A 21,447-nucleotide genomic window follows, 5' to 3' on the forward strand; every position below is an offset into this window, starting at 1 on the left:
CATCGACCCGTCATGCGCTGACCCCTTCTTCGACATGGGCCGCCGACAATCTGGCGATGATGGTCTTGTCCTGCTCGAGCTCGTTCAACCTGCCGGCCAGCGCCGCCCGAATGAATCGTCCTATCTCGTCGGCCAGGAACGAGACACCCTTGACCTTGGTCACCGACTTCACGTCGACCAGGTACTTGGCGCGCAACAACATTGCGAGCTGGCCCATGTTCATCTCCGGGCACACCACTTTGGGATAGCGGTGCAACACATCACCCAGGTTCGCCGGGAACGGGTTCAGGTACCGCAAGTGGGCGTGCGCCACCTTGGTGCCCCTGCGGCGGGCGCGACGACAAGCTTCGCCGATGGGGCCGTAGGAACTCCCCCAGCCGAGCAGCAGCAGTTCGGCGTCACCGGTTGGGTCGTCGACTTCGAGGTCCGGGACGCTGATTCCGTCGATCTTGGCCTTACGGATGCGGACCATCAGGTCGTGGTTGGTGGGGTCGTACGAGATGTCCCCGGAGCCGTTGGCCGCTTCCAGTCCACCGATGCGGTGCTCGAGGCCGGGGGTGCCGGGCACCGCGAACTGGCGGGCGAGGGTGTCGCGGTGCCGGGCGTACGGCTCGAAAGGCTCGCCCGGTTTGGCGAAGATGTGCTTGATCGGCTTGAGCGAGCTCACGTCCGGAATCGCCCACGGCTCGGAGCCGTTGGCGATGGCGCCGTCGGAAAGCACGATCACCGGGGTGTGATACGACACCGCGATCCGAACCGCCTCCAGCGCCGTGTCGAAGCAGTCGGAGGGCGACCGCGGCGCCAGCACCGCCACCGGCGATTCGCCGTTGCGGCCGAACAGCGCCTGCAGCAGGTCGGCCTGCTCGGTCTTGGTGGGCAGACCGGTGGAGGGTCCGCCGCGCTGAACATCGATGACGATCAGCGGAAGCTCGGTCATCACCGCCAGACCCATCGCTTCAGACTTCAGCGAGATGCCCGGGCCCGAGGTGCTCGTAACACCGAGCGCGCCCCCGTAGGAGGCGCCGATGGCGGCGCAGATGCCGCCGATCTCGTCCTCGGCCTGGAAAGTGATGATGTTGAAGTTCTTGTGCTTGGACAGCTCGTGCAGGATGTCCGACGCCGGGGTGATCGGGTAGCTGCCGAGCACCACCTGCTTGTTGGCGAGATGGCCGGCCGCGACGATGCCGTAGGCCAGTGCGGTATTGCCGGAGATCTGCCGGTATTCGCCGGCCGGCAACGACGCCTTGGAGACCTCGTAGGTGGTACCGAAGGCTTCGGTGGTTTCGCCGTAGTTCCAGCCCGCCTTCAGCGCCAGCACGTTGGCCTCGGCGATGTCGGGCTTGCGGGCGAACTTCTCCCTGATGAACGTCTCGCTCGTCTGGACCGGGCGACCGTACATCCACGACAACAGGCCCAGGGCGAACATGTTCTTGGCCCGCTGGCCGTCCTTCTTCGTAGCGCCGATCGATTCGACGGCCCCAAGGGTCAGCGTCGTCATCGGCACCGCGTGCACGACGTATTCTTCGAGTTCGTCGGACTCCAGGGGATTGGTTACATAGCCCACTTTGGTGAGATTGCGTTTGGTGAACTCGTCGGAATTGGCGATCACCATTCCGCCGCGCGGCAAGTCACCGATGTTGGCTTTCAACGCGGCGGGGTTCATGGCCACCAGGACGTCGGGCCGGTCACCGGCGGTCAGGATGTCGTAGTCGGCGATCTGGATCTGGAAAGACGAGACGCCGGGCAGAGTGCCTGCGGGAGCGCGGATCTCGGCCGGATAGTTGGGTTGCGTGGCCAGGTCGTTGCCGAAAAGTGCCGCCTCCGAGGTGAATCGGTCACCGGTCAACTGCATGCCGTCGCCGGAGTCCCCCGCAAATCGGATGACGACGTTTTCGAGTCGCGTCCGACTGGACCCATTCTGAGACTCTTCCCCGGCGCCGTTGCCGTTCGGATTCACGTCTCCGCCTTCCAACTTGGTATCCGGACAGGCACTCCGCTGCAGCTCCAGATTACGCGCGCCGAAGTGCCTTCTCCGCTGTCACGTTTGATGTCACTGGCGGTACCAATTATGACACTTCTCTAAGGGTGTATGACCGTACTCTTAAGCTTGTTACCGGCGAGTATGCAGGTAAAAGCCGATGTCAGGGTGACGGCGGCGACCAGCTGTAACAAAACTGTGGTGTTGGTCACGTTATCGGCGTGGCGGCGTCGGGCCGGGTCTCGGGCACCGTTTGGCGGCCGGTTTCGGGCATCGCGATCAGATAGAGAGCAAAGCCCGCACCCGCGATGGCCCCCAGCGACAGGAACGCGGCGTGGTAGCCGGCGGCGACGACGATGGCGCCGGCCACATAGTTCGACACCGCGGCACCGATTCCCATCGCCGCAGTGACGCCGCCGAGGCTGACGTTGAACCGGCCGGTCCCGTGCGTCACGTCCTGGACGACGAGGGGGAAGAGCGCCCCGAAGACCCCGGCCCCCACCCCGTCCAGCAGTTGCACGCCCACCAGCCAGTACGAGTTGTCCGACAACGTGTACAGGAAACCGCGCGCGGTGAGCACGGCGAAGCCGGCGAGGAAGAGGGGTTTGCGGCCCCAGGTGTCGGCCTTGGCGCCGGCCAGATAGGCGACGGGCACCATCACCAGTTGCGCGGCGACGATGCACACCGCCATCAGCGCGGTTCCCACGTCTTTGTTGTGCAGTGCCAGCAGCTGCCCGACCAGCGGCAGCATCGCCGCGTTGGCGAAGTGGAAGGCCACCACCGCGACCGCGAACGTCACCAGCCTCCGGTTGCGCAGCAACGCGGTCACCGGCTGCATGTGGTGGGGCTGACTGCCCGGCGGGTGGTCCATGCCCCGGGCTACCTCGTGGTCGATCGCATCTCTGGGGATCGACAGGGTCGCCGCCACGCTTCCGGCCGCCATGGCGGCCAGCACCCAGAACACCACCGCCGGGCCGAAGAAATAGGCCAGCCCGCCGGTGACCGCCGCGGCCGCGGCGTTGCCGGCGTGGTTGAACGACTCGTTGCGCCCGACGCGGCGGGCGAAGAACCGCGGCCCCACCACACCGAGCGTGATGGCGGCCAGGGCCGGCGCGAAGATCGAGCCGGCCATGCCGGTGACGACTTGCAGGAACGCGATCGGGTAGAGGCGCGGAAACAGCGGCATAGCCAGCGAGCCGGCGGTGACGACGAGCGCGCCGACGATGATCAGGCCCCGCTTGGCTGTCGTCCGGTCGACGAGAGCCCCAACCGGCGCCTGCGCAACGATGGCGCCGACGCCGCCGACGGCCATCACAAAGCCGATCGATTCCTGATCCCAGTGGTGGGTGATCAGCAGATAAATCGACAGGTAGGGACCCAGTCCGTCACGAACATCGGCGAGCAGAAGATTCAGCAGATCCAGCGAGCGCACCAAGCGCCGCGAAACAGCGTCACCGGGCACGCATGCTAGTTACCCGATTTCGCCGGGCGTCATGCCGGCTTCGCAGAGCGGTAGTTCTCAGGCGCTCTTGTCGCGGCGCTCAGATCGAGACGGCTTGCGCGGAACGATCGTCGGCAGCACGTTGTCCTGCACCGTTTCCTTGGTGACGACCACCTTGGCGACGTCGTCGCGGCTGGGGATGTCGTACATCACCGGCAACAGAACTTCCTCCATGATGGCGCGCAGGCCACGCGCACCGGTGCCGCGGTGGATCGCCTGGTCGGCAATCGCTTCCAGCGCGTCCTCGGCGAACTCCAGCTCCACGCCGTCCATCTCGAACAGCCGGGTGTACTGCTTGACCAGAGCGTTCTTCGGCTCCGACAGGATCTTGACCAGTGATTCCTTGTCGAGGTTGGTGACCGAGGCGACGACCGGGAGGCGTCCGATGAACTCGGGGATCAAGCCGAACTTGATCAGGTCCTCGGGCATCACTTCGGCGAAGTGGTCGGTGGTGTCGATCTCGGCCTTCGAGCGGACCTCGGCGCCGAAGCCCAGGCCCCGCTTGCCGACCCGCTCGTAGATGATCTTCTCCAGGCCAGCGAACGCGCCCGCCACGATGAACAGCACGTTGGTGGTGTCGATCTGGATGAACTCCTGGTGCGGGTGCTTGCGACCGCCCTGCGGGGGGACCGAGGCCTGGGTGCCTTCCAGGATCTTCAGCAGCGCCTGCTGAACGCCCTCACCGGAGACGTCGCGGGTAATCGACGGGTTCTCGCTCTTGCGCGCGATCTTGTCGACCTCGTCGATGTAGATGATGCCGGTCTCGGCGCGCTTGACGTCGTAGTCGGCGGCTTGGATGAGCTTGAGCAGAATGTTCTCGACGTCCTCGCCGACATAACCGGCCTCGGTCAGCGCGGTGGCGTCGGCGATGGCGAACGGCACGTTGAGCATCTTGGCCAGCGTCTGGGCCAGATAGGTCTTGCCGCAGCCCGTCGGGCCGAGCATCAGGATGTTGGATTTGGTCAGCTCGACCGGCTCGTGCCGGGAGTCGCGGCCCTTCTCGCCGGCCTGGATGCGCTTGTAGTGGTTGTAGACGGCGACTGCCAGGGTCCGCTTGGCGGTGTCCTGTCCGATGACGTAACCCTCGAGGAAGTCCCGGATCTCGATGGGCTTGGGCAGCTCATCGAGCTTCACGTCGTCGGCGTCGGCGAGCTCCTCTTCGATGATCTCGTTGCACAGGTCGATGCACTCATCGCAGATGTACACCCCGGGACCCGCAATGAGTTTCTTGACCTGCTTTTGACTCTTTCCGCAGAACGAGCACTTCAGCAAGTCACCGCCGTCTCCAATGCGCGCCATGATGCCTCAGGGCCTACTTCCTGTGTCGCCGTTCGTCTTGCCTGCTGCGTGTATCCCACGACGCTACCCGTTTGTTCCGGCCCGTCGCGACCGATAACGCCGAATAGCTCCCTTGGTATTTGCTGGTACTCACTGCGATGCGTACTTCTCGTGTGAATGCAACATATCCTCCGACGACGTCCGCTACTCGCCGAGACGCGCTTTACGTGTCTCTGGCGTGTCGCGGTCGTTACGCCACCGACGCTGGCGGGTCAGCTGGGCAGCGGCCCCCCAGGCACTTACCCTACCGCGACGCTGACCCGCGAGCAGACGCGAAATCGCCCCGGAACGCGCGTTCCGGGGCGATTTTGCGTCTGCTCGCCAGCGGGGGTGCCCCCAGCCCGGCGGGCGGGAGCCGTCAGGCGTTCTGCGCGGACAGCTTCCGGTACTCGAGGACAGTGTCGATGATCCCGTACTCCTTAGCGTCCTCGGCGGTGAGGATCTTGTCCCGGTCGGTGTCCTTGCGCACCGTCGCGGCGTCCTTGCCGGTGTGACGAGCCAGCGTCGTCTCCATCAGGGTGCGCATCCGCTCGATCTCGGCGGCCTGGATCTCCAGGTCGGAGAACTGTCCCTGGATGACGCCCGACAGCGACGGCTGGTGGATCAGCACCCGCGCGTTCGGCAGCGCCATGCGCTTGCCCGGGGTGCCGGCGGCCAGCAGGACCGCGGCGGCCGAGGCGGCCTGACCCAGACACACCGTCTGAATGTCGGCCCGCACGTACTGCATGGTGTCGTAGATGGCCATCAGCGAGGTGAAGCCACCACCCGGCGAATTGATGTACATGGTGATGTCGCGGTCGGGATCCAGCGACTCCAGCACCAGCAACTGGGCCATGATGTCGTTCGCCGACGCGTCGTCAACCTGCACGCCGAGGAAGATGATGCGCTCCTCGAACAGCTTGTTGTACGGGTTCGACTCTTTGACGCCGAAGCTGGAGTGTTCGATGAACGACGGCAGGATGTAGCGCGCCTGCGGCTGGGTGAGCGGGTTCAAAGGGTTCACTGGGCTTCTCCGTTACTGATGTGGGCGGCGCGAGTGATGATGTGGTCGACGAAGCCGTATTCCAGCGCTTCGGGTGCGGTGAACCAACGGTCACGGTCGGAGTCGGCCTCGATGCGCTCGATCGACTGGCCGGTGAACTCGGCGTTGAGCCGGAACATCTCCTTTTTGATGACGGCGAACTGCTCGGCCTGGATGGCGATGTCGGCCGCGCTGCCCGTCACTCCGCCCAACGGCTGGTGCATCAGGATGCGGGCGTGCGGCAGAGCGTAGCGCTTGCCCTTGGTACCGGCCGCCAACAGGAACTCCCCCATCGACGCGGCCATGCCCATCGCGTAGGTGGCGATGTCGCAGGGCGCCAGGACCATGGTGTCGTAGATGGCCATCCCCGCGCTGATCGATCCACCCGGGGAGTTGATGTAGAGGTTGATGTCTTTGTCGCTGTCCTCGGCGGCGAGCAGCAGAATCTGCGCACACAGCCGGTTGGCGACCTCGTCGTTCACCTCCGACCCCAGGAAGATGATGCGCTCGGAGAGCAAGCGCTCATAGACGGAGTCCGTGAGGTTGAGACCCACCGAGTTCCCACGCATGTCAGTCACGACTGAAGTACCTGCTTTCTCGAATAGCTTGTTGCACCGACACTAACCAACCGGACCCGCCCTTTGACCCCCTGAAACGGGCGCGTTCGCTCACAGCGTCATGCGGTGGGTTCATCGGCCTCGTCGGCGTCGGCTTTCTTGGCTTTCTTGGCCTTCTTCTTCGGCTTGTCCTCGGCTTCGGCGGGGGCTGCTGCGGGGGCTGCTGCGGCGGCTTCCGAGGCGGCGGCAGCTTCGGCCGGAGCCTCGGCTACCGCTTCCGCTGCTGCGGGAGCTTCGGCGGCCGGTTCGACCTCGGCCTCGTCGACCTCATCGTGGTCATGATCGTGATCGTGGTCATGATCGTGATCGTGGTCATGATCGTGGTCGTGGTCATGGTCATGGTCGTGGTCCGCGTGCCGCTTGCCGAAGAACTCGCTGGTGTCGATGGCGTTGCCGTCGGTGTCGGTGACAGTGGCCTTCTCGATCACCGCTGCCACGGCCAGGCCGCGCCGGACGTCGGCAAACATGGCGGCGAGCTGGTTGTTCTCCTGCAGGTAGGCGAACAGCTGCTGCGGCTCGATGCCGTACTGCCGCGACGTCAGCACCAGGCGCTCCGTCAGGTCTTCCTGTCCGACCTGGACGTCCAGCTCGTCGGCGATCGCGTCGAGCAGCAGCTGGCGCTTGACGTTGTTCTCGGCGGCCGACCGCGCTTCGGCGTCGAACTCCGCGCGCGAGGATCCCTGCTGTTCGAGCACCTCGTTGAACTTGGACTGGTCCTGGTTCAGACCGCTCATCGCGGCCTGCAGGGTCTCCTCGATCTGGGAGCGCACGATCGCGTCCGGCACCGGTACGTCGACCTGCTCCAGCAGGGTGTCCAGCGCGGCGTTGCGGATCTGGTCGGCCTGCTGAGCGCGCTTGGTGCGGCGCACCTGCTCGCCGAGGCTCTCGCGCAACTCGTCGATGGTGTCGAACTCACTGGCGAGCTGGGCGAACTCATCGTCGGGTTCGGGCAGTTCCCGTTCCTTGATCGACTTGACCGTGACGGTGACCTCGGCCTCCTGCCCGGCGTGCTCGCCGGTCGCGAGCTTGGCGGTGAACACCTTCGACTCATCGACGGCGAGGCCCACCAGCGCGTCGTCCAGACCCGCGATCAGCCGGCCGGACCCCACCTCGTGCGACAGCCCCTCGGCGGCGGCACCGGGCACGTCTTCACCGTCGACGGTCGCGGAGAGGTCGATCGAGACGAAGTCACCGGTCTGCACCGGCCGGTCCACTCCGGTCAGGGTGCCGAACCGGGCCCGCAACGACTGCAGCTCGGCATCCACCTCGTCATCGCTGACCTCCACCGGGTCGACCGAGACGCTCAGCGCGTCCAGGTCGGGGATCTCCAGCTTGGGGCGGACGTCGACCTCGGCGAAGAACTGCAGTTCCTCGCCATACTCCTTGTGGGTCACCTGGATGTTCGGCCGACCGATCGGCTGCACGTCGGATTCGGTGAGCGCCTGGCCGTACCGGCTGGGCACGGCGTCCTCGATGACCTGGTCCAGCAGGGCCTCGCGGCCGAATCGCGCCTCGAGCAGGCGGGCCGGCGCCTTGCCGGGCCGGAATCCGGGCAGCCGAACCTGCTTGGCCAGCTCCTTGTAGGCCCGCTGAAAATCGGGTTCAAGCTCGGGGAACGGCACCTCCACGTTGATGCGAACCCTGGTCGGGCTCAACTGCGTCACGGTGCTCTTCACGGCGTGCTCCTCGGTGTGTCGTGTGTGCGTGCGGCGGGTGCGCCGGGTGGTCTGGTCGGGGTGACAGGATTTGAACCTGCGGCCTTCCGCTCCCAAAGCGGATGCGCTACCAAGCTGCGCTACACCCCGCGCTGACCACGCGATCCTACGGCCCGGCAGCGCCGGGCCCGCAGAGACCTCCGGGGACGTGACAGCTCACGGAACGGTCACATGACCGCGTCGATTAGATTTGATCTCCACCACCACGTACAGTCTCGCTCGACTAATACTTGCGGGCGTAGCTCAATGGTAGAGCCCTAGTCTTCCAAACTAGCTACGCGGGTTCGATTCCCGTCGCCCGCTCTGAGCTCAGGCTCTGCTCGACCAGAAAGGCGCCATGAGCGACGTCACAAGCGTCAGCGTTCACGGCTCGTGCGCGTCGGACTTCGCCGGAGTGCGCGACGCGTTCGAGCGGAATTTCGTGCTGCGCGAAGAAGTCGGCGCGGCGGTCGCCGTCTGGGTCGACGGCAATCTCGTCGTCAATCTGTGGGGTGGTCACGCCGACGCCGCCGCGACCCGCCCGTGGCGGGAAGACACCCTGACCACGGTGCTGTCCGGCACCAAGGGCCTGACATCCACCTGCATCCACCAGCTCGCCGACCGGGGCCAGCTGGACCTGGACGCTCCGATCTCGCGGTACTGGCCTGAGTTCGGCCAGGCCGGCAAGGAAGACATCACGCTGGCGATGGTGATGAGCCACCGCTCTGGCGTGATCGGCCCCCGCACCCGGGTGACCACCGAGCAACTCTGCGACTGGGACTACGTCTGCCGGCAACTGGAGGTTGCCGAGCCCTGGTGGGAGCCGGGTACGGCGCAGGGTTATCACATGACCACGTTCGGGTTCATTCTCGGCGAGGTCTTCCGGCGGGTCACCGGACGCACCATCGGCCAGTATCTGCGGACCGAGATCGCCGGACCGATCGGCGCCGAGATCCACATCGGCCTGACCCCGGCCGAACAACTGCGCTGTGCCGAGCGGGTGAACAAGCCGACCGGCCGTCAGCTGCTGGCCGAACTGCAGGCCCCCAGCGACCCGACCAGCCTGGCCGACCACCCGAAGGCCGGGATGTCGATCTCGATGGGTTTCCTGGCCGACGACGACCTGGACACCGAAAACCTCTACCTGTGGCGCCAGCTGGAGTTCCCCGGCACCAATGCCCAGGTGTCGGCCCTGGGGATGGCGACGTTCTACAACGCGCTGGCTCAGGAGAAGTTGCTCAGCCGCGAACACATGGACCGGGTCCGCGTGTGCCAGGGCGGGTTCGAGCCCGACCTGGTGCTGGGTCCGCGGGTGGCCGACCACGGCTGGGGCCTGGGCTACATGCTCAATCAGCGGTGCATCAACGGTCCCAACCCGAGAATGTTCGGCCACGGCGGGCTGGGCGGATCGTTTGCCTTCGTCGACCTGGAGCACCGGATCGGCTACGGCTACGTGTCCAACCGGTTCGATGCCAGCAAGGCCAACGCCGACCCGCGCAGTGTCGCCCTGAGCAATGAGGTGTACCGCGCGCTCGGAGTCACGGTCGACTGAGACGAAAACACACCCTGCCGAACGGCAGGGTGTGTCCTCGTTCTGATGGGGTTATCGCGGGCCGCCGGGCCCGCCCGGTCCGCCTTGCCCGGGACCACCCGGTCCCCCAGGTCCACCCTGGCCGGGCCCACCCGGTCCGCCGGGCCCACCCGGTCCGCCGGGTCCACCCGGTCCGCCGGGGTTGCCCGGAGCGCCCAGACCCGGACCACCGGGATGCGGATTGGGGCCGGCGCCACGCCAGTTGTCGTGGCAGGCGAAGTTGTCCCAGTTGTCTCCCCAGCCCGGGTCCCAGAAGTCGCCGGGGCACCACTGCGGCTGCGGGCCGGGCTGCGCCTGCGCGCCGGCCGCGACCCCTAGCCCGAACATGCCCAGACCCGCTGTCATCGCCAAAGTTGTTGCAGCTAACCGTAATGAAGTTTTCATGGCACCACGGTTACCCGCCGAACCTGTAGCGAAGCTGAAGATCTCCCCCGCGTCGAAAGTGAATGCCCCGACGGTGTCCTGTCGGGCCGCGTCGCGGAATTCACCGTCAGCGTCAGGGCGTCACGTCTGACAGCTCGGGCACCAGAACACATTGCGGCCTTCGAGTACCGCAGTGCGGACGGTTTCGCCGCACACCCGGCACGGGTCGCCCGCACGCCGGTACACGTACGTGCGCGGACGTCCGGGCGCGTACGACGGTGCGCCGTGGTCGTGTTCGGGACGGACGACGACGATCTTGCCGCGGCGCAGCCCGACCTTCATCAACGCCACCAGATCGGTCCAGGCGTCCGCGAACTCCGTTTCGGAGATCTTCTGACCGGGCCGGTACGGGTCGATGTGATGGCGGAACAGCAGCTCGCTGCGGTAGACGTTGCCGACTCCGGCCATCACGCTCTGGTCCATCAGCAGGGCGCCAATCGGCCTGCGCGACTTCGAGATTCGCGTCCACGGCCAGGCCGGGTCGGCGTCGGGCCGCAACGGGTCGGGCCCGAGGCGGGCGATCACCTCGTCGACCTGGCCGACGTCGATGAGCTCGCACACCGTGGCGCCACGAAGATCGGTGCCGTACTCGGCGCCCACCATGCGCATCCGCACCTGGCCCACGGGTTCCGGAACCGGCTCGCCGACGGGCCGTTTCCACTCGGTGAAGGCGCCGTAGAGCCCCAGATGGACATGCACCACCCGGCCGCCGTCGTAGTGATGGAACAGGTGCTTACCCCAGGCGCTGGAACGGCGGAGCACCGCGCCGTCCACCGCCGCGGCATCGGTGAAGCGGCCCTGCGGACTGGACACCGACACCGGTGCGCCGGCGAACCGCTTCTGATGTAACCGGGCCAGCCGGTGCAGCGTGTGGCCTTCGGGCACGGGCTCTCAGTTCTGCGCGCCGGGCACCGGCGGCGCCTGGTGGGTGCGTTCGTACTCGGCGAGGATGTCGATACGACGTTGGTGGCGTTCGGCTTTCGACCACGGCGTGGCCAGGAACGCATCGACGATGGCCAGCGCCTCATCGAGGCTGTGCATCCGGCCGCCGATGCCGATCAGCTGCGCGTTGTTGTGTTCGCGGGCCAGCGACGCGGTCTGGACACTCCAGGCCAAAGCGCACCGCGCGCCCGGCACCTTATTGGCCGCGATCTGTTCGCCGTTGCCCGAACCGCCCAGCACGATGCCCAGGCTGTCCGGGTCGGCGACGGTGCGCTCGGCCGCGGCGATGCAGAACGCCGGGTAGTCGTCCTCGGCGTCGTAGCTGAAGGCGCCGCAGTCGATCGGCTCGTGCCCGGTCTTCTGCAGATGCTCGATGATCTGTTGCTTGAGCTCGAAGCCGGCATGGTCAGCACCCAGGTAGACGCGCATGGGAGGACATTCTGCATCAGCGGGGACCCGGTCCCCGCACTGGCTCGTGCCGAAAGTGAACCGTGCGACGCAACCGCGGCGTGTCGTGTCGCACGGTTCACAGTCGAGCGGCCCGAACACGGCGACCCGCTGCACACGGCTACGCCGCGCTTGCGATCGCCGGGCTAGTCGAACTGGGGCGGCTCGGTGCGCGTCCGCTTGAGTTCGAAGAAGTGCGGGTAGGACGCGAACGTCACCGAGGCGTCCCACAGCTTGCCTGCTTCCTCACCGCGCGGAATCTTCGAGATCACCGGCCCGAAGAACGCCACCCCGTTGACGTGGATGGTCGGGGTGCCGACGTCTGGCCCCACGGCATCCATCCCGGCGTGGTGGCTCTTGCGCAGCGCGTCGTCGTACTCCGTGCTGGTGGCCGCCTCGGCGAGCTCGGCGGGCAGGCCCGCGTCGGCCAGCGCAAGCTTGACAACGTCCTCGAGGTCTTTGTTGCCCTCGTTGTGAATCCGGGTGCCCATCGCGGTGTACAGCGGGTCGAGCACCTTGGCGCCGTGGGCCTGCTCGGCGGCGATCGCGACCCGGACCGGCCCCCACGCCTTGGCCATCATCTCCTTGTACTCCTCCGGCAGGTCGTCACGGTTCTCGTTGAGCACCGCAAGGCTCATCACGTGGAAATTCACCTCGATGTCGCGGACCTTCTCCACTTCCAGAATCCAGCGGGAGGTGATCCAGCACCACGGACACAGCGGGTCGAACCAGAAGTCTGCTCGGTTTTTCGAGGGGGCGTTCTCGGACATTGCTGCGGTCCTCTCGTCGACAATCGGGTAACCGCTCAGACACAACCGTAGCTCCGCCGGGACTGTTCCCGCCGCGCTGCTCGCCGCGGCGGCCGATATGTTGGAGCGCGTGGCCCTTCCCAACCTCACCCGGGATCAGGCGGTCGAACGCGCCGCACTGATCACCGTGCACAGTTACCAGATCAACCTCGACGTCACCGACGGGTCGGGCGCGCCGGGCGAACGCACCTTCCGATCCACCACCACCGTGGTGTTCGACGCGCTCGCGGGCGCTGACACGGTCATCGACATCGCCGCGGACCGCATCCACAGCGCCAGCCTGAACGGGCAGGAGCTCGACGTCTCGGGCTACGACGAGTCCACGGGTATCGCGCTGCAGGGACTGGCCGACCGCAACGTCGTCGTGGTCGACGCCGACTGCCGCTACTCCAACACCGGCGAAGGCCTGCACCGCTTCGTCGACCCGGTCGACGACGAGACCTACCTGTACTCGCAGTTCGAAACCGCCGACGCCAAGCGGATGTTCGCGTGCTTCGACCAGCCGGACCTCAAGGCCACCTTCGACCTCACGGTGACGGCCCCGGCGCACTGGAAGGTGGTGTCCAACGGCGCGCCGATCAGCGTCGAAAACGGCGTCCACACCTTCGCCACCACGCCGCGGATGAGCACCTACCTGGTGGCGCTGATCGCGGGGCCCTACGCCGTGTGGAACGACTCCTACAGCGACGAGCACGGCGAGATCCCGCTGGGCATCTACTGCCGCAATTCGCTGGCGCCGTACATGGACGCCGAGCGGTTGTTCACCGAAACCAAACAGGGATTCGGCTTCTACCACAACAACTTCGGCATGCCGTATGCGTTCGGCAAGTACGACCAGCTGTTTGTCCCCGAATTCAACGCGGGCGCAATGGAAAACGCCGGCGCTGTGACGTTCCTGGAGGACTACGTCTTCCGCAGCAAGGTCACCCGCGCCTCGTACGAGCGGCGCGCCGAGACGGTGCTGCACGAGATGGCGCACATGTGGTTCGGCGACCTGGTCACCATGACATGGTGGGATGACCTGTGGCTCAACGAATCTTTCGCCACCTTCGCCTCGGTGCTGTGCCAGGCCGAATCCACCGAATACACCGAAGCGTGGACGACCTTTGCGACGGTGGAGAAGTCGTGGGCCTACCGGCAGGACCAGATGCCGTCGACGCACCCGATCGCCGCAGACATTCCGGACCTGCACGCGGTCGAGGTCAACTTCGACGGAATCACCTATGCCAAGGGCGCTTCGGTGCTCAAGCAACTGGTCGCCTACGTGGGCCTGGATCATTTCCTGGCCGGCCTGCGGGACTACTTCCGCAGCCACGCATTCGGCAATGCCACCTTCAGCGACCTGATCTCCGCGCTGGAGAAGGCGTCGGGGCGCGACCTGTCGGACTGGGGCCGGCAGTGGCTGAAAACCACCGGGCTCAACACCTTGCGTGCGGATTTCGATGTCGACGGCGACGGGAAGTTCACCCGCTTCGCGGTGACGCAGAGTGGTGCGGCGCCGGGTGCGGGCGAGACGAGGGTGCACCGGGTTGCCGTCGGGATCTACGACGACGATGGTTCCGGCAAGCTGGTCCGGGTCCATCGCGAAGAGCTGGACGTCGACGGCCCGAACACCGATGTGCCTGCGCTGGTTGGTGTTTCGCGCGGCAAGCTGATCCTGGTCAACGACGACGACCTAACGTACTGCTCACTGCGCCTGGACCCGGACTCGCTGCGGACCGTGCTGGAGCGCATCGCTGATATCGCCGAGCCACTGCCCCGTTCGCTGGCATGGTCGGCGGCCTGGGAGATGACGCGTGAGGCCGAACTGCGCGCCCGCGACTTCGTGTCGCTGGTGGAAGGCGGCATTCACGCCGAAACCGCGGTCACGGTGCTGCAGCGGCTGCTGATGCAGGCGCAGACGGCGGTCGGGTCCTACGCCGAGCCGGGCTGGGCCCGTGAACACGGCTGGCCGCAGTTCGCCGACCGGCTGCTGGAGTTGGCGCGCGACGCGGAGTCCGGCTCCGACCACCAACTCGCCTTCGTCAATGCGTTGTGCACGTCGGTGTTGTCACCGCGCCACGTCGAGGTGCTGGCGGCGCTGCTCGACGGCGATCCGGCCGGGCAGGGACTGCCGGGCCTGGACGTCGACACCGACCTGCGCTGGCGCATTGTGATCGCGCTGGCGACCGCCGGCGCGATCGATGCCGACGGGCCGGAGTCGCCGCGCATCGACGCCGAAGCGGAGCAGGACCGCACCGCGGCCGGCCGGCGGCAGGCCGCTCAGGCGAAGGCGGCGCGGCCGCAACTCAAGGTCAAGGAGAACGCCTTCACCACGGTCGTCGAGGACGACACCCTGGCCAATGCGACAGCACGCGCCATCATCGGGGGAATTGGCGCGCCGGGGCAGGGCGAGCTGCTCAAGCCGTTCACCGCGCGCTACTTCGAGGCGATCCCGGGTGTGTGGGAACGACGCTCCAGCGAGGTTGCGCAGTCGGTGGTGATCGGCCTGTACCCCTACTGGGACATCAGCGAAGAGGCCATCGCGGCCGCCGACTCGTTCCTGGCCGATCCCGACGTGCCGCCGTCGCTGCGTCGGCTCGTCCTGGAAGGCCAGGCCGCGGTCAAGCGGTCGCTGCGCGCCCGCACGTTCGACGCCGGCGATCACAGGTAGCCACCGTCGCGCAGGCCGGCCGCCAGCTCCAACCGGTTCGTCTTGCGAAAGACCAACTCGCGCAGCAACTCCCAGCCGTAGGCCCGGAGCATGCCGGCGTAGCCCAGCGCGGCCCACTGTGCGCTGTGCACCTCCTCGTGGTGCAGCAGCCGGTCCAGGTCGAGGGCGCCGCGCGAGCTGACGATGTCGCGCAGCACCTGGGCGGGATCGTCGACGCGGGGGGTGTTCACCAGGAAGATGTCACCCCAGGTGGTGCCACCCCGTTGACTGAACAGCCGCTGAATCCAGTTGCCGCCCAACCCCATCAGGATGCCGTGCGGAGTAGCGGCCAGCCGGCCGCCGTTGCGGTGGACGAACCGGACGTCGCGGTCATAGCTCCAGCCGTTGGCACGCTGGCGGTCCATGATCCGCAACACCTCGGCGGCGGAGTACGGCGTTTCCGCGAAGTCGCCCGCTGCGTAGTCAGTACCCGCGTTGACGACGTAGGCCAGCAGCACCGCCATCCGCGCATCCGCTCCGGTGGCATCCCGTGGCAGCAGAAAGTACGACTTGCCGTGCCGGTCGGTGATCTCCTCGCATCCCTGCAGGAGATGCAGGGAGCCGGCAAGACCGGTGCCCGCGACGCCGACCACGACGTCCGGCTCGACCGACCGGCGCGCGGCATTGTCGAGCCATCTGCTCAGATATCCCGTCGGCGGCGGGCCGGTCAGCAGATCCGCCCGCCGCAGCGCGCGCTCGTACGGGGTCACGTCGTGCGCAAACCCCTAGGCCGCGCCGAGCGCGGACTCAGGGCGAAAATCGGCGCGAAATTTCGCCGTGGTTTCACGGCCGGCGCATGCACGGCCGGCGCATGCAAGTCCGGCGCATGCACGGTCGGCCCGCGCATGATGACCGGCGCGCGGCGCCTCACCTGCCACTAAGCCGGCGAGATCCCCGCGCTGAGCACCCGGATGGCGCTGACCAGGCCGTCGATCAGGTTGCCCTGCTCGAAAGCGGACGAGGCGGCGGCGACACCGAGCGGAGCCGCCGACTCGGCGCCACGGCCCCGTACCTCCGAGCCGTAGACCACCTCGATGGCGCTCTGGTCGGGCGATACCGCGAGCAGCACCGCGTTGTTGGGCGTCGGCACCCTGGCCAGGATCTCGCGCGCCCGTGCCGCCGTGTCCGCGCCCAGGTCGCCGAGATACACGGCGAACCGCGCCTTGGACGCCCGGGATGCGTACTTCAGCGCATCGTCGACGGCGACCAGGTCGTTGATCGGGAACGGGTAGTGCACCGAGAGCTCACCGGGCTCGGTGACACCGGAAACCCGTCCGCTGGTGGTGAGAACCGACCCGCGGGGCAGGTCCGCCGGGTCAATCGTCGCGACTTCACCATGTGCCACTTGCGCCACCTCCAACTGTGAACTCTGATCCGTGCCCGTGACCGCCGACGGCCTCATCGGTGGCGGCCCACAGGATGGGGTCGTGGGTCCACTTCTGGGACAGGTCGTAGGTCGCGGGGTGCGGGCTCTTGCGGGTCAGGAAGATCAGCCCGAGGACGATCGCCAGCCCGAAAGGGATGCCGATAAAGATGAGGTGAATCTCCATTGCGCTCACGCGCAAACCGTATCCCACGACGGGTTCGACCGGCGAGGTTAGACCCCACTAATTCAGGCCGCGCCCTCGCCCAGGTACCGGGCCCACGACGGGTCGAGCTCCTTGACGGTGGACAGCAGCCGCCAGTGCTGCCCGGTGGGCGGCAGCGGGGTGCGGCGCAGCGACCAGCCCAGCTCGGCCAGCAGCTTGTCCCCCTTGCGGTGGTTGCACGTCGAACAGCACGCGACGCAGTTCTCCCAGGAGTGGTCGCCGCCGCGGCTGCGCGGGACGACGTGGTCGACGGTGTCGGCCTTGGCCCCGCAATAGGCGCAGCAGAAGCGGTCGCGGTGCATCAGCGCGGCCCGGGTCATCGGCACGCGGGCGCGGTAGGGCACCCGGACGAAGGAACGCAGCTGGATCACCGACGGCACCGCGATCGAGCGGGTCGCGGAGTGGATGACGGCCGCGCTCGGGTCGTCGTGCACCACGTCGGCTTTACCGCAGATGACCATCACGATGGCGCGCCGCATCGGCAATGCGGTCAGCGGCTCGTAGGTGGAGTTCAGCAGCAGCACCCGACGGCGGCTCCAGATTGACGCGGTTTCCGAGCGATTGGGGGGATGGGTTTCGATGCTGTGCAGACACGACGTGGTCGCAGGCCCGGTCCCGTTTGCCGCGGCACCGGAACCTCGGTGGCTGCGGCGTTGTTTGCGCTGCGCCATAAATCCTCCGCCGACAGTCCACCACGATTTGCTGCCGATCGCACGCCAATTGTCACAGCCACGCCGTGTCAATCCGGTGAACACCAGGAGCGATCGCGGGCCCGCCCGGCGGTGGACCACAATGGAGCGCGATGGATGAAACACCTGAATCGTTCTACGACGCCGTCGGCGGCGCCGAGACCTTCGAGGCGATCGTTGCCCGCTTCTACGAGCAGGTCGCCGAGGACGAGATACTGCGACCCCTGTACCCCGAAGAGGACCTGACCGGCGCCGAGGAGCGGCTGCGGATGTTCCTCGAGCAGTACTGGGGCGGCCCGCGGACGTATTCGGACCGCCGCGGCCATCCCCGGCTGCGGATGCGGCACATGCCTTTCCGGATCACGCCCATCGAGCGGGATGCGTGGCTGCGCTGCATGCACACCGCGGTCGCCTCCGTCGATTCCCAGACCCTGGACGACGAACACCGCCGTCAGTTGCTGCAGTACCTGGAAATGGCCGCCCACTCCCTCGTCAACGCGGCCTTCTGATGGGCGAGGACCTCTGGTGGCAGTCCGCGGTGTTCTATCAGGTCTATCCGCGCTCCTTCGCCGACAGCGACGGCGACGGCGTCGGCGACCTCGACGGCCTGGCCGACCGGCTGGACCATCTCGAGAAGCTCGGCGTGGACGGGATCTGGCTCAACCCGGTCACCGTCTCACCCATGGCCGACCATGGCTATGACGTCGCCGACCCGCGCGACATCGACCCCTTGTTCGGGGGAACCGCGGCTTTCGAGCGGCTGATCACCGCGGCGCACGCACGCGGCATCAAGGTCACCATGGACGTGGTGCCCAACCACTCCAGCTCGCAACATCCGTGGTTCCAGGACGCGCTGGCCGCCGGGCCGGGCAGCGCTGAGCGCGACCGCTACTACTTCCGCGACGGGCGCGGGCCGGGCGGCACGCTGCCACCCAACAACTGGGAATCGGTGTTCGGCGGCCCGGCGTGGACCCGGGTGACCGAGCCGGACGGCACCCCCGGCCAGTGGTACCTGCACCTGTTCGACACCGAACAGCCCGACCTCAACTGGGACAACCCGGAGATCTTCGACGACTTCGAGAAGACGCTGCGGTTCTGGCTGGAACGCGGCGTGGACGGATTCCGCATCGACGTCGCGCACGGCATGGCCAAGCCGCCGGGCCTGCCGGATGCGCCCGACGCGAACGTCGAGATCCTGCGCCACACCGATGACGATCCGCGATTCAACCGGCCGCATGTGCACGCGATCCACCGCGACATCCGCGCCGTCATGGACAACTACCCCGCAGCGGTCACCGTCGGCGAGGTGTGGGTGCACGACAACGCGCAGTGGGCTCAGTACGTGCGCTCCGACGAACTGCACCTGGGCTTCAACTTCCGGCTCACCCGCACCGAATTCGATGCCGAGGAGATCCGCGTGGCCATCCAGAACTCGCTGGAGGCCGCGGCACTGGAGAACGCGACCCCGACCTGGACCCTGTCCAATCACGACGTGGGCCGCGAGGTCACCCGCTACGGCGGCGGTGAGACCGGGCTACGCCGGGCGAAGGCGATGCTGATGCTGATGCTCGCGCTGCCCGGTGCGGTGTTCCTCTACAACGGTGAAGAGCTGGGTCTGCCCGACGTGGACCTGCCCGACGAGGTGCTGCAGGACCCGACGTGGGAACGCTCGGGCCACACCGAGCGCGGCCGCGACCGGTGCCGGGTTCCGCTGCCCTGGTCGGGCGAGGCTCCCCCGTTCGGCTTCTCCAGCAACCCCGACACCTGGTTGCCGATGCCGGCGGACTGGGCGGCGCTGACGGTGGAGAAGCAAGCCGCCGACCCCGCCTCGACGTTGTCCTTCTTCCGAACTGCACTCGAATTACGCAGGAGCCGTGCGGAATTCGATGGCGACGAGCTCGACTGGTTGCCCAGTCCGCAGGGCACGGTGCAGTTCCGGCGTGGCAGCTTGGTGTGCTTTCTGAACGCCACCGATCGTCCGGTGACGATGCCGGCCGGTGAGCTGATCCTGTCCAGTGCGCCGCCGGACGATGGCCTGCTACCCCCGGACACGGCAGTCTGGCTGCGCTGAGCTGCCGGTGGCCGCCTGCGGTGCACAGTCACGGCAGGGGGTGCGGCGTCCCGAACAGAATCGTATCGAGGGCATACACGACGACGATGGCTTGGAAGCCGGCGGCGAGTGTGACGAGTCCTACGTCGGCAGCGATCGGCTTGCCGATCGCATTGAGCAGGCCCTCGATCGGTTGCCCGTCGATAACCTGCATCATCCCGTCCAGGAACAGACTCGCGTTGTAGCTCGGCAGGGTGAACGCGATCTCGCTGGCGAGATCCGCCGTAGGCAGCAATGTGGCGTACGCCGTCGAATAAGCCTTGACGAACCCGCCGCTCACCGAGGTGTTCGCCGACTGGAGCGCCAAGATCGTGTCCCTGGCCACCGAGACCGGCGACACCGCGGTCAGAGATGGTGGGTTGCTCAACCAAGACGAGTTGGAGTGGAGGGTGTTCGCGATGTCCGCAAAGTTCGGCATCGGAGGAGGCCCTTGGGCCTGAAGCGCGTTGGCGGCATTGACAATTCCCTGTTGGGTGCCCACGGCCAGGTGGTCCAGCACCGTCAGCGGGTTCACCGGGGGGTACAATCCGAACGGCGTCGGCACATTGGCCGGGCCGGTGTCATATCCGTACGCCGGGTCGCCATAGCCGAGGTTTACCAACACCCGAAGGTTGGGCTCGAGCAGTTCGGCAAGCGGGTTACCCACATAGGGGATGAAGCGCACCGGTTCCAGCAGCGGCAGATGCTTAGTCGGAATCATGTAGTAGGTGCTCTGGGTGGGACCTTCGGTCGGCAGTTGAATCGCCGAGTCGATCTGCGCCTGCGTCAGGTGTTGGTAGTCGCCGTGGACAAACGGGATTCCCATCACTGCGTTGAGACTGGCCAGCAAGTTGATCGGATACCGCGGGAAGTCGGCGAAACCGTCGTACTCAAGCGTGTAGTTCACGGTCGGGAAGGCGTTGTCCGGTGTGGCGCCGTAGAACGTGAAACCCAGGCTGGGCAAGGTAAGCCCGGCGAAGCGGGCGGCGACGCCGCCGTTGGGATTCATCGGGTTACCCAGCAAGACGAAATTGACCTGAGCGTTGGTGACGCCTTCGGCGAGCAGGCGCGGCATCACGACCGACGAGAGCACGGCGCTCTGCGAATACCCCAGCACGGCGATCGAGCTATCCGGGGGAAGTGCCGCGAGCTGCTGCACGATCGCGTCGGTGAGGATGGTCGAGCCCCGGGCGATCGAGATGTCCAGGGTCAGATCCTTGATACCGGTAAACGGATACAACCCGTTCGGGGTCGACACACCTTGCGGCACGGTTGCCGACGGGAAATGCGGCGCAACGTATTTGGAGTAGACGTCCTGTATGTACTGCGCTGACGGCGTCGGCACACCGCTCTCGCTGAGGATCAACGCCGCGTCCACGGGCACCGGCGGCGGCGCAGCCAGCAGTGCCTGGGTCGCCGCCGTCGCGTTCCCGGGAAGTGGTGCCAGCAGTGTCTCTGCTGACTGGGTCAGTGCCGCCAACGACGCCGCGGCAGCCGCCTCGGCCCGGCTGTACGAGTCGGAGGCCGCTTTCAGCGCCTGCGCGAAGGCGTCGTGGAATGCCGCCGCGTTCTGACTCAGGGCCCGGTAGCCGCTGGCGTACGTGCTGAAGAATTCGGCGATTGCCGCCGACACTTCGTCTGCGGCAGCCACCGCCACACCGGCCGTCGGACCCAGCGCAGCCAGTTCGGCCTGATTGAGCGCCGCGCGTATCTCGGCGATGTCTAAGGCCGCGGCGGTCATCACGTGGGGGCTCGCCAGCACACTCGTCATCGCCGTTCCTTTTCCCGATCGTTGCCTCGCCGGCTCAGCGGCCGTGCCGCACTCGACGCGTCGGCCGTGCCCGGGGGCCGCATAGCCACGGCGAAGTCACGACGCAAAACCACTCCCGCTGCGAACACAGGCTGATCCTACGATCCGGGGTAGCGGTCGCCCGACGAAATATTCGAGCAACTTCCCCGAAGCCCACGGAGGTGTCGCTGTTGACACGTAAACGTCTCTCATGCGCCGAAATACGCTCGACTGCAGG

The 21,447-nt window shown here is 66.8% G+C and carries 18 protein-coding genes, 2 tRNA genes and 1 pseudogene; 5 read left to right on the top strand and 16 right to left on the bottom strand.

The window, feature by feature from the left end:
• Positions 1-10: 10 nt before the first annotated feature.
• From QXK92_RS20185 to QXK92_RS20215, 7 genes and pseudogenes are all read right to left on the bottom strand, one after another.
• Positions 11-1,957 carry a 2-oxoacid:acceptor oxidoreductase subunit alpha gene (locus tag QXK92_RS20185; protein WP_306244636.1) on the bottom strand — a complete coding sequence of 649 codons (1,947 nt, stop codon included), beginning with the start codon at positions 1,955-1,957 and terminating at the stop codon, positions 11-13.
• Between the two features lie 229 nt (positions 1,958-2,186).
• Positions 2,187-3,440: an MFS transporter gene (locus QXK92_RS20190; protein WP_306244638.1), complete on the bottom strand. Its 1,254-nt coding sequence runs from the start codon at positions 3,438-3,440 to the stop codon at positions 2,187-2,189.
• Positions 3,441-3,497: 57 nt separating this feature from the next.
• Positions 3,498-4,778 carry an ATP-dependent Clp protease ATP-binding subunit ClpX gene (clpX, locus tag QXK92_RS20195; protein ID WP_306244639.1) on the bottom strand — a complete coding sequence of 427 codons (1,281 nt, stop codon included), beginning with the start codon at positions 4,776-4,778 and terminating at the stop codon, positions 3,498-3,500.
• Between the two features lie 397 nt (positions 4,779-5,175).
• A complete protein-coding gene (clpP2, locus tag QXK92_RS20200) occupies positions 5,176-5,811 on the bottom strand; it encodes an ATP-dependent CLP protease proteolytic subunit ClpP2 (protein ID WP_306246350.1) in 636 nt (211 codons plus the stop codon).
• Positions 5,812-5,816: 5 nt separating this feature from the next.
• A complete protein-coding gene (locus tag QXK92_RS20205) occupies positions 5,817-6,407 on the bottom strand; it encodes an ATP-dependent Clp protease proteolytic subunit (protein WP_065137444.1) in 591 nt (196 codons plus the stop codon).
• A 404-nt stretch (positions 6,408-6,811) separates the two neighbouring features.
• A pseudogene (tig, locus tag QXK92_RS20210) lies at positions 6,812-8,131 on the bottom strand (trigger factor); the annotation flags it as partial.
• 52 nt (positions 8,132-8,183) lie between these two features.
• A tRNA-Pro gene (locus tag QXK92_RS20215) sits at positions 8,184-8,260 on the bottom strand.
• 142 nt (positions 8,261-8,402) lie between these two features.
• Here QXK92_RS20215 and QXK92_RS20220 point away from each other — a divergent pair.
• Together QXK92_RS20220 and QXK92_RS20225 are read left to right on the top strand one after the other, a co-directional pair.
• Positions 8,403-8,473: transfer RNA gene (locus tag QXK92_RS20220), tRNA-Gly, on the top strand.
• Positions 8,474-8,507: 34 nt separating this feature from the next.
• The gene (locus QXK92_RS20225) at positions 8,508-9,701 is read left to right on the top strand and encodes a serine hydrolase domain-containing protein (protein ID WP_306244641.1); all 1,194 of its coding nucleotides are present in this window, start codon (positions 8,508-8,510) and stop codon (positions 9,699-9,701) included.
• Between the two features lie 51 nt (positions 9,702-9,752).
• Here the strand turns inward: QXK92_RS20225 and QXK92_RS20230 are convergent, their stop codons facing one another.
• The 4 genes from QXK92_RS20230 to QXK92_RS20245 form a co-directional block, all read right to left on the bottom strand.
• Positions 9,753-10,085: a hypothetical protein gene (locus QXK92_RS20230; RefSeq protein WP_306244642.1), complete on the bottom strand. Its 333-nt coding sequence runs from the start codon at positions 10,083-10,085 to the stop codon at positions 9,753-9,755.
• 159 nt (positions 10,086-10,244) lie between these two features.
• A complete protein-coding gene (locus QXK92_RS20235; protein WP_306244643.1) occupies positions 10,245-11,048 on the bottom strand; it encodes an Fpg/Nei family DNA glycosylase in 804 nt (267 codons plus the stop codon).
• 6 nt (positions 11,049-11,054) lie between these two features.
• On the bottom strand, positions 11,055-11,534 hold the full coding sequence (locus QXK92_RS20240; RefSeq protein WP_306244644.1) for a ribose-5-phosphate isomerase: 480 nt from the start codon (positions 11,532-11,534) through the stop codon (positions 11,055-11,057).
• A 164-nt stretch (positions 11,535-11,698) separates the two neighbouring features.
• On the bottom strand, positions 11,699-12,322 hold the full coding sequence (locus tag QXK92_RS20245; RefSeq protein ID WP_306244646.1) for an Rv2466c family mycothiol-dependent reductase: 624 nt from the start codon (positions 12,320-12,322) through the stop codon (positions 11,699-11,701).
• Positions 12,323-12,431: 109 nt separating this feature from the next.
• Here QXK92_RS20245 and pepN point away from each other — a divergent pair, with 109 nt between their 5' ends.
• Positions 12,432-15,014, top strand: a complete 2,583-nt coding sequence (gene pepN / locus QXK92_RS20250) for an aminopeptidase N (protein WP_306244648.1) — start codon at positions 12,432-12,434, stop codon at positions 15,012-15,014.
• Here pepN and QXK92_RS20255 read toward each other — a convergent pair.
• The 4 genes from QXK92_RS20255 to QXK92_RS20270 all read right to left on the bottom strand — a co-directional run bounded on the left by QXK92_RS20255 (position 15,005) and on the right by QXK92_RS20270 (position 17,313).
• Positions 15,005-15,763 (bottom strand): hypothetical protein, encoded by a 759-nt coding sequence (locus QXK92_RS20255; RefSeq protein ID WP_306244650.1) that lies wholly within the window; start codon positions 15,761-15,763, stop codon positions 15,005-15,007. The two genes, pepN and QXK92_RS20255, sit on opposite strands and share 10 nt — an antisense overlap.
• 167 nt (positions 15,764-15,930) lie before the next feature.
• Complete coding sequence (locus QXK92_RS20260; protein ID WP_306244651.1) at positions 15,931-16,398, bottom strand: DUF5130 domain-containing protein; 468 nt, start codon at positions 16,396-16,398, stop codon at positions 15,931-15,933.
• The gene (locus QXK92_RS20265; RefSeq protein WP_306246354.1) at positions 16,385-16,603 is read right to left on the bottom strand and encodes a hypothetical protein; all 219 of its coding nucleotides are present in this window, start codon (positions 16,601-16,603) and stop codon (positions 16,385-16,387) included. The genes QXK92_RS20260 and QXK92_RS20265 overlap by 14 nt, the downstream gene beginning before the upstream one ends.
• A gap of 62 nt (positions 16,604-16,665) precedes the next feature.
• On the bottom strand, positions 16,666-17,313 hold the full coding sequence (locus QXK92_RS20270; protein WP_306244652.1) for an HNH endonuclease: 648 nt from the start codon (positions 17,311-17,313) through the stop codon (positions 16,666-16,668).
• 131 nt (positions 17,314-17,444) lie between these two features.
• Here QXK92_RS20270 and QXK92_RS20275 point away from each other — a divergent pair, with 131 nt between their 5' ends.
• Both QXK92_RS20275 and QXK92_RS20280 read left to right on the top strand, forming a co-directional pair.
• Entirely contained in the window at positions 17,445-17,840 is a 396-nt protein-coding gene (locus tag QXK92_RS20275; protein WP_306244654.1) for a globin, read from the top strand.
• The gene (locus QXK92_RS20280) at positions 17,840-19,402 is read left to right on the top strand and encodes an alpha-amylase family glycosyl hydrolase (RefSeq protein WP_306244656.1); all 1,563 of its coding nucleotides are present in this window, start codon (positions 17,840-17,842) and stop codon (positions 19,400-19,402) included. The genes QXK92_RS20275 and QXK92_RS20280 overlap by 1 nt, the downstream gene beginning before the upstream one ends.
• A 28-nt stretch (positions 19,403-19,430) precedes the next feature.
• Here QXK92_RS20280 and QXK92_RS20285 read toward each other — a convergent pair whose 3' ends face one another.
• Positions 19,431-21,191 carry a PE-PPE domain-containing protein gene (locus tag QXK92_RS20285; protein WP_306244657.1) on the bottom strand — a complete coding sequence of 587 codons (1,761 nt, stop codon included), beginning with the start codon at positions 21,189-21,191 and terminating at the stop codon, positions 19,431-19,433.
• Positions 21,192-21,447: the final 256 nt, after the last annotated feature.

Origin of the sequence: Mycobacterium sp. TY815, from assembly GCF_030755135.1 — a bacterium.
Lineage (GTDB): Bacteria > Actinomycetota > Actinomycetes > Mycobacteriales > Mycobacteriaceae > Mycobacterium.